Here is a 14687-nt window from a genome sequence, read left to right on the forward strand (position 1 = left end):
ATCATGGGTATTATAAGTTGGATAATTCTAGGATTAATTGCCGGCTGGATTGCCAAGTTTTTTATGCCACTAGGAAGTGTAGGAGTATTTAAAACTATTTTATTAGGCATTGCAGGTGCCTTAGTAGGCGGCTATATTAGCACCTTCTTTGGTTGGGGTAGTGTGACTGGATTTAACTTCCCTAGTTTGTTAATTTCAGTACTTGGTTCGATTATACTCATTTATATCTATCGTCACATAAAAAAATAATTTGTTCCTGTTAAATTGGCGGGTTTCCCGCCAATTTAAATACACTTCATGCTTAATATTTCTAGATATATCATCCTTATCTCCATTTGTAGTGATTGCCTTACTTGCGTTGTTTCCCCCCTAACTTGAGCAACGACTGTAATAAATACTTACAAAAACGAAACTAATACGAAAAGACCTGGTGAGGCATTAAATAACATAATACCTATTGAATATAAAACACTAAAACAGGCAGCGTAATTTTCTATATCAGTTTTGTACTCACTATGAGGTATTTCCCCAGTGGTTCACTTCTTAGGTTATATTTTTGTAAAAAATATTCAGGATTCTATACCGTTTCGTGATTAATTGAGAATCTGCAGTACCTATCGTTTAAAACATGAGATAACTATCGTATCAATCAAAAATTCACAAACTCCGCCTGCCCTCTAACAAATAGGAAAGATAAAAACACGATATGCATTTTAATGAAGATATGGCATAATCAGAAAATAGTTGGCGATGCAAAAGGTAGAAAAGATTTATTCACTAAATAAAGCAATTTTGGGAAAAACGCCTTATGCGTTATTAAAGAATTATTCCACACATAAAGTGTAAAAAAACTGAGCGACTTACAATATATTATTTTTAATTAAATCCATTATATTGAACACCAGCATCTATTAGATTTTTTAATTTAGTAAACTAATTATAATTTCAATAACCAAAGGAATTTATTATGAAAATTATAAGTTTGATAATTGCTCTAGGATTAGTTGCTGGCTTTATTGCCAAGTTTTTTATGCCACTAGGACGTATTGGTATAATTAAAACGACTTTATTAGGCTTGACAGGAGCCTTAATGGGCGAGTGTATTAGCTCCTTATTTGGCTGGGGTAGTATAACAGGTTTTAACTTTCCTAGTTTGTTAATTTCAGTACTTGGGGCGATTATGCTCATTTATTTCTATCGAATTTAAAACAATAATGCGTTTTAAGCTTATATTTTTACTTTCAGATATATCTTCTTTATCCTCATTTATTAAGGCACATACCAAAACGATAAACCAAAAGCTATTATTTTGGTTTATGCATATTCACACTATTTCTTTACAAAGTTTAGAATAAGTAATTTCGCCATATCCAGATTTTTGTTATATTATTTAACAAAATCCATTAATTTTAACCTGTAGATAATAATGTTAAAAATATTCAATACATTAACCCGCGAGAAAGAAACATTTCAACCTATTACCCCTAATAAAGTTGGGCTTTATGTTTGTGGAGTAACCATTTACGATCTTTGCCATATTGGTCACGGGCGTACTTTTGTTGCATTTGATGTTGTCACACGTTATTTACGTTTTTTAGGTTATGATTTAACTTATGTGCGTAATATTACTGATGTTGATGACAAAATCATCAAGCGTGCACTCGAAAATGGCGAAAGTTGTGATCAACTTACTGATCGAATGCTTCAAGAAATGTATGCAGATTTTGATGCACTTAATATAAAACGCCCGGATATAGAACCACGTGCTACTCATCACATGCCACAAATTATCCAATTAGTTGAAGAATTAATTGTCAAAAATCATGCCTATATTGCCGATAATGGCGATGTGATGTTTTCAGTAGACAGTGATCCAAATTATGGTATTTTATCGCGACAAAATTTAGAACAGCTACAAGCCGGTGCGCGTGTTGATGTAGTTGATGTTAAACGTAATCCAATGGATTTTGTGTTATGGAAAATGTCAAAACCGAATGAACCAAGTTGGGATTCGCCATGGGGTAAAGGTCGCCCAGGTTGGCACATTGAATGTTCGGCGATGAATAGTTATCAGTTAGGTAATCACTTCGATATTCATGGTGGTGGTTCTGATTTAATGTTTCCACATCATGAAAATGAAATTGCCCAATCAACCTGTGCGCATGATGGTCAATATGTCAATTATTGGATGCATTCAGGCATGGTTATGATAGACCAAGAAAAAATGTCAAAATCACTTAATAATTTTTTCACAATTCGCGATGTACTAAAACATTATGATGCCGAAACAGTGCGTTACTTTTTACTATCAGGTCATTATCGTAGCCAACTCAATTATAGCGAAGAAAATTTAAAGCAAGCGAGAATAGCACTAGAGAGACTCTATACAGCCCTACGAGGCACTGATCCAACTCATCCACACATGACGCCTGATAGCAATTATTATCGTCAATTTTGTGATGCAATGGATGATGACTTTAATACGCCAGAAGCTTATTCAACTCTTTTTGATTTAGCTCGTGAAATTAATAAAGCCAAAGCTGATAATAATATGTCACTTGCTAATGAATTAGCTGCTGAATTACGTTATTTATCCGCTGTACTTGGATTATTAGAGCAAGATCCCATTAAATTTTTACAAGGTGATCAGCAAGATGATGTTGATGTTGCATTAGTTGAGGCATTAATAAAACAACGCAACGAAGCCAGAGTAAGTAAAAATTGGGCACAAGCCGACGAAGCTCGCGACAAATTAAATGCAATGAATATTGTGCTTGAAGATGGCGCGAATGGAACAACATGGCGCAAAAAAAGTTAATATTCTCAAAATCGAAATTTTGATGAATAAATAAAATAACGCACTAAACAGTGTCAATTAAAAATAACACCCACAATTCTGTGGGTGTTTCTATTTGTGATCATCGTAACGTTTTATCAATCGAAGTTAAAATACCACGCAAAATATTCAGTTCCTGTTGTTCAATGCGTGCGCGAGTAAACAATCGTCGCAAACGTCCCATAATTTGCCCCGGATGGTTGGCATTAATAAAGCCTGTGTGTAATAAAGTTTGTTCTAAATGCTGGTAAAAACGCTCTATATCGGCATCAATAGGAAATTCAGTTTCGGACAGATTCGCATTTGTTTGCTCTAATATGTTATTTTCAAGATTTAACATTGACATACGAATTTCATAACACAAAACTTGCACCGACATGGCAAGGTTTAAAGAACTATAATCAGGATTAGCAGGAATGCCAACATGATAATGGCACTTTTGCAATTCTCCATTGGTTAAACCGACTCGCTCGCGACCAAAGACCAAAGCAACCTGAGCGCTGGCATTAGTTGCTTCTTGAATAATCTTATCACCACATGTTTTTGGGGTTAAGTGTGGCCATTGCAAACTACGAGAGCGGGCGCTAGTGCCAATCACTAAAGTACAGTCGGCAATCGCTTGTTCAAGTGACGAAAAAATTTGCGCGTTTTTAATAATATCACTCGCACCTGCCGCTAACGAAATCGATTGAGAATCGGGCTTGATGACTGGATTAACTAAACAAAGATTCGTTAATCCCATGGTTTTCATTGCTCTTGCAGCAGAGCCCATATTACCTGTATGAGATGTTTCAACCAAAACAATCTTTACATTATCTAAATAACTCACATTATCCTCATTCATTGAAAATATCTTATAACGCATAATAAACTAAATACTTATTGACACAGTATATAGTAAAATCAGTTTCAGCCCCACTGTTATGCAATAGCTAATTAATAGAATCTATTTTTAAATTAAATTCACAAAAATGTGATCAATAATAAATATCTTATTGACGAGAATAAAATAATTTGCCAATGTAGTAATAACAACATTTAAAAATGTTAGATTTATTGATAAAAAACGGAGGTCAACTATGGCTTTAAGTATTACCAGTAAACAAATGGATATTACCCCTGCAATTCGTAGCTACCTAGAAGATAAGTTTTCGAAGTTAGATAAATGGAGAGCACAGCTAATCAATCCTCATTTTATTTTATCCAAAGAACCAGATGGATTTATTGTTGATGCAACAATTGCTACTAAAGGAACGCCATTAGTTGCGTCTGCTAAACATATTGATATGTATGCCGCAATTAATGATCTTATTGATAAACTAGAAAAACAACTCAATAAACTGCAACATAAAGGCGAAGCTCGTCGGGCATTTAATAGCATAAAAGAAGCCATACCAGAAGGGGAATAATTCCCCTTTTATACAGTAAATCACAATAACCGTGATATTAAATATAAGTATGTTCGGATAAAACGATAACAATACTCATTCTCAATTTAGAAAATATAGTATTATGGGCTCACACAGACATCGCCGACTTTATCATATTGGTCTTTTTCGATTACTCTAGTGGTATATGCCGAGCAATTAACGTTACCAAACATTGAGTTAGCAAATAGTATTTCAGAACCAGATAGGCAGATGTTATTCGACTGGGTAACCCAATATCCATGATTCAAGAAAGCGTTGTTAGGGGTATCAGTAATATAGCCCCACTCATTAAGTATCCCGCCAACCCAGCGATTACTATCACGATAACTTAAACGCCTTTGGTAACTGTTAACATTTCTGCCCGGTATACCTCCTGTCCAACCATCCCCATTTGCATTAGTTAAATCATTCGCATCAGGAACTCGATAGCCATTACCTAAATTACGACAAAATTTTTGAATATCGTCATAAGTGCGACTTCGTTGAATCGGAATTATATACCAACGCTCTATTTTGAAACTGTATAACAATTCTAAATGGGTACTATCTGCATAAATATTAAATAATGAAGGGGTAAATGCCTTATTATTTGAGCTTATATCCGGTCCATTTAGTTCTATCTTTAATGCTGCTTCACCTAAAGGTGTGTCTCGCCAACCTGTTGTACTCTTGCTTAATGATAATGTCACACCCATACCATTTGTTGCACTCACCTTTGTACCATTTGCAGCTATAACTTGTTCTGGGGTTATATTTTTTAAGAGTAAAAAGAAATACAATTTGTTTGCTCCCGTAGTCGGGAAGTTCTTTGTTGTGTCACTCACATCGGCGACTTTAAACCCTTTTTGACCATTCCATAAATCTGGCGATTCATCTCCAGCAGAAAACAATAAATTGGGCTGAGCAAAAGCAACGGAAGGACATGGCTTATCCATATTAGGAACAACAATATGATAGGTATAACGATCACCTATAAAGGTATTGCTCTTTGGCTGACCATACTTCGTTGATATACTAACGTTTGTTGCCGTTAGTGTCAGTTTATAAGGTGCGCTACACGCGCTTAATGTTGCTTTTTGGTGATTTTTGACTTGTGTTGTAATGTCTTGACCTTTTTTGTCTTGCCATTGGATCATCAAGCTCCCCGTTGCACTTATTTCAACATCACCATCGTCATCTTTCCCGTAATTATACGGTGAATTAACCAATTTATTTAACTCAATGCTAGGATAACTTGCCACTGGCACCATTGTTTGTATATCAGCAAACGTTGTGGTACTTGGTAACTCAATAGGATTGCTTGCGCTTGACGTATCTATCGTCGCATTAGGATAAAGCGCACTATTTACCCCAGGTGGAATATAATGCCCATTAGGTAACGTTATTCCTAATAGTCCTTCAGCACTATTTATTTTAGTTTCCCCACCATCCAAGCTTAAGTACGGAGCGCTTCCATTTACCACATTTGCTGTCGCTGCCGATAATGCATTCGCATTATTAACGAATAACATAGGATAAATAACAATCAATAGAATTAAACGTAAATTGCAACATTTTGACAATGACAAAGTACATTCAACTAACTTAGTTACTACATAGGAGCGATAATTAAAATAAGAAGCTAACCATGTAAAAAGAGAAGCATTTTTTGAAATTAATTTTTGTGGGTGATCAAGAAATGTGTTTGATTCCTTCATTTTATAATTACCTATTCCTTTTGATAATTCTTAACTTATTTTCAATTTTCTAGAATAAAATTCTATAGGTGCCTTTTTTATCTATTTTTCCATGCAAATAATAAGAACTGTGCAAATTAGCATATAGAACTTGCATTATAAATAAAAAACAATTGTTTGAAAGTAAAAAACTAGATTTTTGTTAAGATTTGTAAATATATTGTACAAACGCTACACGTTTATACCAAAGACTTGAGATAGATTTTTTGAATATATTATAATGACCTAAAAATCTTGGTAATTTAGACACTTTTATATCATGATAATAAACAGAAAATAAAAACTTTTGTTATATCGAGTCCACAGTAGGTATATCTTTATTCTATCATAAAAATAGACTTTGATGGTGTCTTTATTTTTTTGCTTGTTATAATACAAACTATCTTTTTTTAAATATCTAATGAAAATGACAGCAAACCCTTTATTACCTTTACGAGATAAGATTAATGAGCTAGATAAAACGTTGTTAGAACTTATTGCTGAACGACGCAAACTCTCAACACAAGTAATTCATACTAAAATTGATGCGAACATTCCGGTGCGCGATATGGAGCGTGAGCGTTCACTGATAAGATCCTTAATCAATCAAGGCAAAAACTATCATCTTGATGATGTATTTATTAAACGCTTATATCAATTAATTATCGAAGATTCAGTACTATTACAACAAAAAATATTACAAGAAAAGCTTAATCACGGCACTAGTGCCACTGCCAAAGTTGCCTTTTTAGGTCCCAAAGGATCTTATTCACATTCAGCTGCTCGCCGCTATGCTAGCGCTCACTTAGATGAAATGATTGAATTAGGCTGTTCAACCTTTAAAGATATTTTTGAACAAGTCGAAAATGGTGCGGTAGATTATGGCATTTTACCAATAGAAAATTCTAGCTCAGGCTCGATTAATGAGGTTTATGATTTATTGCAAAAAACCAATTTGCACATTATTGGTGAGCTTTCTTTACCTATCGATCATTGCGTTCTCGCTATACCAAATTCACAACTTGAGCAAATTAATACTATTTATAGTCATCCACAACCATTCCAGCAATGCAGTAACTTCCTAGAAAACTACCCTCATTGGAAGATTGTATATTGCGACAGTACCTCATCAGCAATGGAAACTGTTGTTAAATTAAATCAACCTAATGTTGCAGCAATGGGTAATAAAGATGGCGGTGAATTATATGGACTGCAAGTCCTTGAACATAACTTTGCTAATCAAAAAGAAAACATTACGCGTTTTATTGTGTTGGCACGCCAGCCGATTGAGGTTTCGGATCAAATTCCAGCTAAAACCACAATTTTAATGAAGACTGGTCAACAAGCAGGTGCTTTAGTTGATGCCCTATTAGTATTACGTAATCATAATATTGTCATGACTAAACTTGAGTCGCGTCCAATTCATGGTACACCATGGGAAGAAATGTTTTATATTGATTTGCAAGGCAACATCCATTCTTATGAAATGCAAACAGCACTCAAAGAACTAGCATCAATGACGCTATATACTAAGTTGCTCGGATGCTATCCAAGTGATTCAATTGTTCCGGTAATGTAATGACTATGGCAATGCAACATTTTTCACAAGCGGTACTTAACTGGTATGAACAGTACGGTAGAAAATCGCTACCTTGGCAAATCGAAAAAAGCCCTTATCATGTTTGGTTATCAGAAGTCATGTTGCAACAAACTCAAGTTGCAACTGTTATCCCTTACTTTAACCGTTTTATTGAACGGTTCCCCAAGGTAACTGACCTAGCAAAAGCTTCAATAGATGATGTATTGCATCTTTGGACAGGTCTTGGCTATTATGCAAGGGCACGTAACTTACATAAAGCAGCCCAAATGATTGCTGAAAAGTTTAATGGTGAATTCCCAACACAATTTGACGATGTCATTGCACTACCCGGCATAGGGCGTTCAACTGCTGGGGCAATTTTATCACTTTCACAAAATCAGCATTATCCCATTTTAGATGGCAATGTAAAACGTGTTTTAACCCGATATTTTGCAGTTGAAGGCTGGCCTGGTATTAAAACTGTTGAAAATAATCTCTGGCAATTGAGTGAGCAAGTTACACCAAAAAATGATGTTGCAAAATTTAATCAAGCCATGATGGATATTGGAGCAACGGTTTGTACTCGCTCTAAACCTAAATGCACTTTATGTCCTTTACATAATCATTGTCTTGCCTATAAAACTGAAAATTGGCAACAATACCCAACCAAAAAACCTAAAAATACTATTCCTGAAAAAATAGCTTATTTTTTAATGCTTGAATATAACCAAACTATTTGGCTCGAAAAAAGACCTGCGTCTGGCATTTGGGGAGGCCTATATTGTTTACCTCAGTTTTCAAGTAAACAAGCGTTAACTGACTGGTTAAAAAAATACGGAATTGAAACAACAAAACCAAAGCAACTCATTGCCTTTCGCCACACATTTAGCCATTTTCACTTAGATATTATTCCTATCCATTGTGTTATCACTAAATATAAAAAATGTTGGGATGAATCTTGTGGCTATTGGTATAACCTTAAAGCTGACAATGCCAAAATAGGACTAGCAACGCCTATTTATAACTTATTAAAACAAATGACTTACTAACGCTTCTTTATCAGTATCTAGGTTATTTTTCGTATATAATCACCGATTATTTTTAACGATATTCTGTTATGCAAAGCAAACCACATCAAAGTTTATCTAGCTACTTAGTCTTTTTAATGGCATTTGCTATCGGTATTACTATTGCCAGCAATTATTATGCGCAGCCGCTATTACATTCGATTACACATGATCTGCATATAAAAGTAGAAAATGCAGGATCAATCATTATGGCTGCGCAATTTAGTTATGCTGTTGGCTTACTTTTTATCGCACCACTTGGCGATAAATTGGAGCGTAAAAGGCTGATTATTATTTTAATGATATTATCCACTTGTGGACTTATGGTAAGCGCATTATCTCAAAATATAGGCATGCTTATAATAGGCACAGCTATGACAGGGCTATTTTCAACGGTGGCTCAAGTTTTAATTCCTTTTGCCGCTACGCTATCAAAACCAGAGCATCGTGGTAAAATTGTGGGCATGTTAATGAGCGGTATGCTACTAGGTATTTTATTAGGTAGAACCTTTGCTGGCATCATTTCAACAATTGCTGATTGGCATGACGTGTATTGGATTGCAACAGGTATGATGACCATTGTGACGCTATTACTCTGGATTTCTCTACCTAGTTACCGTAGTGATATTAACATTAATTATTTTAAGCTGTTATGGTCGATTGCTTTATTATATAAACAAGAACCAACGCTTAGAATTCGTTCACTATTAGCCATTATATCATTTGCACTATTTTCACTATTATGGACACCGCTTGCCTTTTTGTTAACTAATGCACCATACCACTATTCTGATTTTATTATTGGCTTATTTGGACTTGCTGGTGTGGCTGGGGCAATGGGATCACCAATAGTAGGAAAATTGTCAGACAAAGGCAAAGGTTTTATTGCAACCACTATTGGGTTATGCTTATTACTGTTATCTTGGTTGCCACTCTCGTTAGCCCAATATTCAATTTATGCCTTAATTATTGGCGTGATTTTATTAGATTTTGCCGTACAAGTTACCCACGTCTCAAGTATGAATGCCATTTATCAAATTAGGCCCGAAGCACGCAGCCGAATGAATACGGGTTATATGGTATGTTATTTTATTGGCGGAATGCTAGGATCTGTGGGTTCGACCTATTTATTTAGTCATTACGGATGGATAGCGATAATCATTGCAAGCACGTCTTTGGCAATATTAGGTATCATTTGCTGGCTTTTTTATACTAAAACGCATTCCTATTAGAAACTTTTTGACAAAAATCACAGTAATAAAATGTCAACCTAGATCAAATATGCATAGCATATTTGATCAATTGTTTTTTTAATAATGAGCTATGATTAATAGCATTCATACCAATGGTTCTTAATGTCTTTTTCAGCACATTATCACCACTAAACATATCTTGAATAGTTCGCATGGCTGTTAACATAACTAACGTATCTTTACGACGGTTAAACTCAAATGACTTCAAATTATTTACAAGTCCAATATCTTTTTGTGTATCAATTAATTGTTTAATGGTCGAAACTAATAAAGCGGAGTCTTGAAACCCTAAATTGACACCTTGTCCTGCTAAAGGATGAATCGTGTGCGCAGCATCACCAATAAGTACTAGGCGATGTTTAACAAATTGTTTTGCAAAACGCGCTTTTAATGGAAATACCATGCGCGGGTTAATTAATTTGCATTTGCCTACTTTATCGCCTGTTAACGCTGATAATTGATTTGAAAATTCAGATTCACAAAGCGAAGTCAAAATTGCTGCATTATCAGGTTTAGTCGACCAAACTAAGCAACTTTTATATTCATCCCAAAGAGGAAGAAAAGCGATAATCCCATTGGGATAAAATACTTGTCTAGCACAAGATTGATGTGGATACTCAGTTTCAACAGTTGTAATAACAGCATGATGAATATAATCGCGTTCAAAAACAGAAATATTTTCGCATCTACGCACCCAAGAATGAGCACCATCTGCACCTACCATTAATTTAGATTGTAAAACAGTTTTATCAGCAAGCGTCAAAAAGGCAAAGTCATCATTAAATGTACAATCAATGGCTTCACAACTAAAAATATTGATATTGGAGCAATTTAAAGCATATTGGTAAAGATAATGAGAAATGACATTATTTTCGATTATATATCCAAGGTTAGGATAATCATAATCTTTGGCATGAGCAGACAAATGAGCTTGACCATATTTTTCCCATACACCTATTTCGCTAAACTCTTGTACACGTTGACTTGCGCACAAATCATCCCATATACCGATTTGCGAAAAATACCGTTGACTTGCGCCATTAATAGCTGAAGCTCTAATACCAACATCTTCATATGACAAGGATACATGCTGATGAATTTTAGTATCTATAATTGCAATGTTTAGAGCATATTGACTAAGTGCGCACGCCGTTGCTAAACCAACTAACCCACCACCAACAATTGCTACATCAAAATGAGTATTCATACCTATAAGTACAACTATTTATTATCTAACTTATCATCATTTTTCGATTCAACTTCGTCATCATTCATCGCCTTTTTAAAGCCTTTTAATGCTGAACCCAGATCCGAACCTAAATTACGTAATTTTTTAGTGCCAAATAATAAAATAACTACGGCCAAAAACACTAAAAGGTGTGGAATGCTAAAAGACATAATCAAATCCTCTCAATAAATATAACGCTCTATTTAGGGTGGGCTTTAAAATAGATTTTATAAAGTGCTCATTATACTCTTTTTATGACGTGATTTCATGAATAGTTAAAGAATAAAAAAAGACCTGTATAAAATTATACAGGCCAACATGAAATATAAGGAATATAAGGAAAGAAAACAATGAAAAATCCTTACCCTGCTTATTATCCATTTTTTTTCGCTTTAGTCAACGTTTTTATTTGTTTTCTAGCTTATTTAACAATTTCACAAAAAATAAGCAAATCCAATAAAAACATGAGTATAACTAAAATTTAACCACTAAAATTCACCTGATAAACATCAAATTTAATAAAAAAAACATTTACAAAACATTAAAATAAGTAAATTTCACAGAAAAATACAAGAATTCGAGCAGAAAAAACAAAAAACAATCGTTTTTTTTAACAACACGATAACTCTTATATTAAAAAACGAAAAACAACATAAAATCGAATATATAAAATTAAAAAAGCACAATTAACATAGAATAAAAACCATTGAATTGATTTTATTTACTATTTTCATATACAAAATCACAAAAAAATGCACTATAATTAATGAATTTATGCGAGAAATAATGGATCAAAGATGAATTCAATTAAAAATAATAATGTTAAAACTTTCAAAGATAGATTACACAGCTCAATGCAAGGTTTATCTGTTTCTGCATTCGCGAAAAAATGCGATATGTCAGAAACAGTAATTAGAGATTACCTATCTGGTAAAACGTACCCATCGCTTACCCGTTTAGAAGTCATTGCTGAAAAATGTAATGTTTCTTTTAATTGGCTGGCCACTGGGCATAGGTTAGAATTTGTAGATTCTAAAAATGAAGAAGATGTTTACAACGAAAATATTTATCGAATCCCTGTTTATAAAAAACAATTACCAACCAAAGAAGAAGCGCAAAAGGAACGTTTTGTTAGAGAAACACCACCATTAATGAACTATCCTATTATTGAGGGTTGGGCTAAGCATCGCGGTTTAGATGCTAAAAAATTAATTATATACTGGGCAAAAGGCGATTTAATGTCACCAGAAATAGAAAACAATAACGGGCTAATTTTAAACACTGAAATAACTGATATTGTTGATGGTGCAATATACCTAATTGAATATGAAGATATTACCTTTTTAAGAAAAGTACGTTTAACACTCGATGGGTGGTTATTAATTTGTAATAATAGCCAACATCCAACTATTGAAGTTTCCAAGATAGATTTTCATAAATACCATATTGTTGGGCGAGTGGTGCTTATTATTAAAGACATTTTTTAAAACAACTAATCGCTATATATTAACTTTCAAGATATAATCAAAAAACGAGGAAATATAAAACAGTTTATTTCCTCACTAACTTCTTTGATATTGATAAATTTATAAATAACAAGTGCATAGCTAAGTAATACTTATTTAAATTTCATATAAAATTTGAGTGTAAAAACAATTTATAGCTATTTGCACTCACCCCATTTTTCTATATCATTGACAATATAATCAAAGAAAACCTTATTATTAATTAGGTCTAAATATGTATCAATTCTTCGAAAAATTGGTGTCATCTTATCCGACAGATGAACCAGAGCCTATGGCTAAAAACTTTTTTAGTTTCATATGGCAATCAACTAAAGGAACTCGTTTATTTCTACTATTATTAATTATTTTTAGTGCATTAGGTGGAGCTTTTGAAGCCTTTTTATACGCAGCCCTTGGTAAAGTCATTGATTGGCTTGCAGTTGTTGAACCTAGCCAATTTTGGCAACAAGAAAAAACAACATTAGTCTTATTAGCCTTAATCATCTTCGCAAGTACCATTATCATTGGACTACAAACGATTATTAAACATCAGTGCCTAGCAGGGAATTTTCCAATGCGAATGCGCTGGAATCTACATCGACTAGTACTTAATCAAAGTATGCGCTTTTTTCAAGATGAATTTGCCGGAAGAATATCAGCAAAAGTCATGCAAACTGCACTAGCAGTTCGTGATACTTGCTTTTTAGTGGCGGATATTTTTATCTATGTCCTAATTTCGTTTATTACTATGGCAACAATCATCGGCCAATTAGATATTTGGTTATTAATGCCATTTATGTGTTGGTGTCTGACTTATGGCATTGCTATGTATTATTTTATTCCCCGATTAAGTAAGGTGGCTAGTATGCAGGCTGATGCTCGTTCTACAATGACAGGACGAGTAACCGATGCCTATACTAACATTATGACAGTAAAACTATTTTCTCATGCAGGCAATGAGGCAAAATATGCTAAAGAATCAATGGATGAGTTTTTAGTGACTGTTAATAAACAGATGCGTCTAGTCAGTAGTTTTGAAATTGTTAATCACTTATTGTCTATTTCGTTAGTACTAAGTACCACAGGCGTTGCACTGTGGTTATGGACCGATCAATTAATTGGCGTTGGTGCAATTGCAACAACAACAGCCGTTGCACTTCGTTTAAATGGTTTTTCGCATTGGATCATGTGGGAAATAGCTGCCCTATTTGAAAATATTGGGGTTGTTAAAGACGGTATTAATACTTTTTCAGCAACTAAAACGGTTGTTGATCACCCCAATGCAACATCACTTAATGTTACTCAAGGAAAAATCGAATTTAAACACATTTATTTTTCCTATGACAAAAAACAGAGTCATTCAGTCATTGAAAATTTAGATTTAACAATTAAATCTGGTGAAAAAATAGGATTAGTTGGTCGTTCAGGGGCAGGTAAATCAACACTTATTAATTTATTGCTTCGCTTTTACGATTTACAAAGTGGCAAGATTGTTATTGATGATCAAGATATTACCGCTGTGAGTCAAGAAAGCCTGCGAGCACAAATTGGCATGGTGACACAAGATACTTCTTTATTGCATCGAACAGTACGAGAAAACTTGCTCTATGGTAATAATCACGCAACTGAAGAACAAATGATTGAAGCTGCCCAAAAAGCACATGCTGATACCTTTATTCAAACGCTAATTGATGCAAAAGGTAGAACTGGGTATGACGCATTTGTTGGTGAGCGAGGCATAAAATTATCTGGTGGGCAAAGACAGCGTATTGCAATTGCTCGCGTCATTCTTAAAAATGCCCCTATTTTATTATTAGATGAAGCAACAAGTGCGCTGGATTCTGAAATTGAACAAGCCATTCAAGAAAGCCTATACACTTTAATGGAAGGTAAAACCGTTATTGCCATTGCTCACCGGTTATCAACCATTGCAGCAATGGATAGATTAGTCGTTATAGATCAAGGTAAAATCATCGAGCAAGGAACTCACCAAGAATTACTGATGAAAAACGGACTGTACGCCCAGCTATGGAAACATCAAAGCGGTGGATTTTTAGCGGCTAATATTTAATTT

Annotated in this window: 13 protein-coding genes; 9 read left to right on the top strand and 4 right to left on the bottom strand. The window is 34.2% G+C overall.

The annotated features are described in order from the left end of the window. Positions 1-3 precede the first annotated feature (3 nt). From ACYIAL_RS03040 to cysS, 3 genes are all read left to right on the top strand, one after another. Positions 4-249 carry a GlsB/YeaQ/YmgE family stress response membrane protein gene (locus tag ACYIAL_RS03040; protein WP_065637322.1) on the top strand — a complete coding sequence of 82 codons (246 nt, stop codon included), beginning with the start codon at positions 4-6 and terminating at the stop codon, positions 247-249. Between the two features lie 718 nt (positions 250-967). Continuing rightward, the gene (locus tag ACYIAL_RS03045) at positions 968-1207 is read left to right on the top strand and encodes a GlsB/YeaQ/YmgE family stress response membrane protein (RefSeq protein WP_174797331.1); all 240 of its coding nucleotides are present in this window, start codon (positions 968-970) and stop codon (positions 1205-1207) included. A 219-nt stretch (positions 1208-1426) separates the two neighbouring features. After that, complete coding sequence (gene cysS, locus ACYIAL_RS03050; protein WP_483750944.1) at positions 1427-2818, top strand: cysteine--tRNA ligase; 1392 nt, start codon at positions 1427-1429, stop codon at positions 2816-2818. Between the two features lie 100 nt (positions 2819-2918). Here the strand turns inward: cysS and trmJ are convergent, their stop codons facing one another. Then, positions 2919-3680, bottom strand: a complete 762-nt coding sequence (gene trmJ / locus ACYIAL_RS03055; RefSeq protein WP_483750945.1) for a tRNA (cytosine(32)/uridine(32)-2'-O)-methyltransferase TrmJ — start codon at positions 3678-3680, stop codon at positions 2919-2921. A 235-nt stretch (positions 3681-3915) separates the two neighbouring features. Here trmJ and raiA point away from each other — a divergent pair, with 235 nt between their 5' ends. Further along, positions 3916-4245, top strand: coding sequence for a ribosome-associated translation inhibitor RaiA (gene raiA / locus ACYIAL_RS03060; protein WP_160430117.1), 330 nt, complete (start codon positions 3916-3918; stop codon positions 4243-4245). A 101-nt stretch (positions 4246-4346) separates the two neighbouring features. Here the strand turns inward: raiA and ACYIAL_RS03065 are convergent, their stop codons facing one another. Then, entirely contained in the window at positions 4347-5963 is a 1617-nt protein-coding gene (locus tag ACYIAL_RS03065; protein ID WP_483750946.1) for a hypothetical protein, read from the bottom strand. Between the two features lie 445 nt (positions 5964-6408). Between ACYIAL_RS03065 and pheA the strand changes: the two genes are divergently transcribed. The 3 genes from pheA (at position 6409) to ACYIAL_RS03080 (ending at position 9859) form a co-directional block, all read left to right on the top strand. Continuing rightward, positions 6409-7560: a bifunctional chorismate mutase/prephenate dehydratase gene (pheA, locus tag ACYIAL_RS03070; RefSeq protein WP_483750997.1), complete on the top strand. Its 1152-nt coding sequence runs from the start codon at positions 6409-6411 to the stop codon at positions 7558-7560. A gap of 5 nt (positions 7561-7565) precedes the next feature. Further along, complete coding sequence (gene mutY, locus ACYIAL_RS03075; RefSeq protein ID WP_483750947.1) at positions 7566-8609, top strand: A/G-specific adenine glycosylase; 1044 nt, start codon at positions 7566-7568, stop codon at positions 8607-8609. 68 nt (positions 8610-8677) lie between these two features. Beyond that, complete coding sequence (locus ACYIAL_RS03080) at positions 8678-9859, top strand: MFS transporter (protein ID WP_483750948.1); 1182 nt, start codon at positions 8678-8680, stop codon at positions 9857-9859. 43 nt (positions 9860-9902) lie between these two features. On the opposite strand, the gene ACYIAL_RS03085 is transcribed toward ACYIAL_RS03080, so the two are convergent. Continuing rightward, entirely contained in the window at positions 9903-11087 is a 1185-nt protein-coding gene (locus ACYIAL_RS03085; protein ID WP_483750949.1) for an FAD-dependent monooxygenase, read from the bottom strand. A 14-nt stretch (positions 11088-11101) separates the two neighbouring features. Further along, positions 11102-11278 carry a Sec-independent protein translocase subunit TatA gene (locus ACYIAL_RS03090; RefSeq protein WP_065637331.1) on the bottom strand — a complete coding sequence of 59 codons (177 nt, stop codon included), beginning with the start codon at positions 11276-11278 and terminating at the stop codon, positions 11102-11104. A gap of 627 nt (positions 11279-11905) precedes the next feature. Here ACYIAL_RS03090 and ACYIAL_RS03095 point away from each other — a divergent pair. Continuing rightward, the gene (locus ACYIAL_RS03095) at positions 11906-12595 is read left to right on the top strand and encodes a LexA family transcriptional regulator (protein ID WP_065637332.1); all 690 of its coding nucleotides are present in this window, start codon (positions 11906-11908) and stop codon (positions 12593-12595) included. A gap of 253 nt (positions 12596-12848) precedes the next feature. Then, positions 12849-14684, top strand: coding sequence for an ABC transporter ATP-binding protein (locus ACYIAL_RS03100; protein WP_483750950.1), 1836 nt, complete (start codon positions 12849-12851; stop codon positions 14682-14684). Positions 14685-14687: the final 3 nt, after the last annotated feature.

This window comes from Gilliamella sp. X-57, from assembly GCF_057063565.1.

Bases quoted from the DNA above. Each gene is read 5' to 3' on its own strand.
- ACYIAL_RS03080 (WP_483750948.1), top strand. From the start codon at position 8,678: ATGCAAAGCAAACCACATCAAAGTTTATCTAGCTACTTAGTCTTTTTA.
- ACYIAL_RS03095 (WP_065637332.1), top strand. From the start codon at position 11,906: ATGAATTCAATTAAAAATAATAATGTTAAAACTTTCAAAGATAGATTA.
- ACYIAL_RS03065 (WP_483750946.1), bottom strand. From the start codon at position 5,963: ATGAAGGAATCAAACACATTTCTTGATCACCCACAAAAATTAATTTCA.
- ACYIAL_RS03100 (WP_483750950.1), top strand. From the start codon at position 12,849: ATGTATCAATTCTTCGAAAAATTGGTGTCATCTTATCCGACAGATGAA.
- mutY (WP_483750947.1), top strand. From the start codon at position 7,566: ATGGCAATGCAACATTTTTCACAAGCGGTACTTAACTGGTATGAACAG.
- cysS (WP_483750944.1), top strand. From the start codon at position 1,427: ATGTTAAAAATATTCAATACATTAACCCGCGAGAAAGAAACATTTCAA.
- pheA (WP_483750997.1), top strand. From the start codon at position 6,409: ATGACAGCAAACCCTTTATTACCTTTACGAGATAAGATTAATGAGCTA.
- trmJ (WP_483750945.1), bottom strand. From the start codon at position 3,680: ATGAATGAGGATAATGTGAGTTATTTAGATAATGTAAAGATTGTTTTG.
- ACYIAL_RS03040 (WP_065637322.1), top strand. From the start codon at position 4: ATGGGTATTATAAGTTGGATAATTCTAGGATTAATTGCCGGCTGGATT.
- raiA (WP_160430117.1), top strand. From the start codon at position 3,916: ATGGCTTTAAGTATTACCAGTAAACAAATGGATATTACCCCTGCAATT.
- ACYIAL_RS03085 (WP_483750949.1), bottom strand. From the start codon at position 11,087: ATGAATACTCATTTTGATGTAGCAATTGTTGGTGGTGGGTTAGTTGGT.
- ACYIAL_RS03045 (WP_174797331.1), top strand. From the start codon at position 968: ATGAAAATTATAAGTTTGATAATTGCTCTAGGATTAGTTGCTGGCTTT.
- ACYIAL_RS03090 (WP_065637331.1), bottom strand. From the start codon at position 11,278: ATGTCTTTTAGCATTCCACACCTTTTAGTGTTTTTGGCCGTAGTTATT.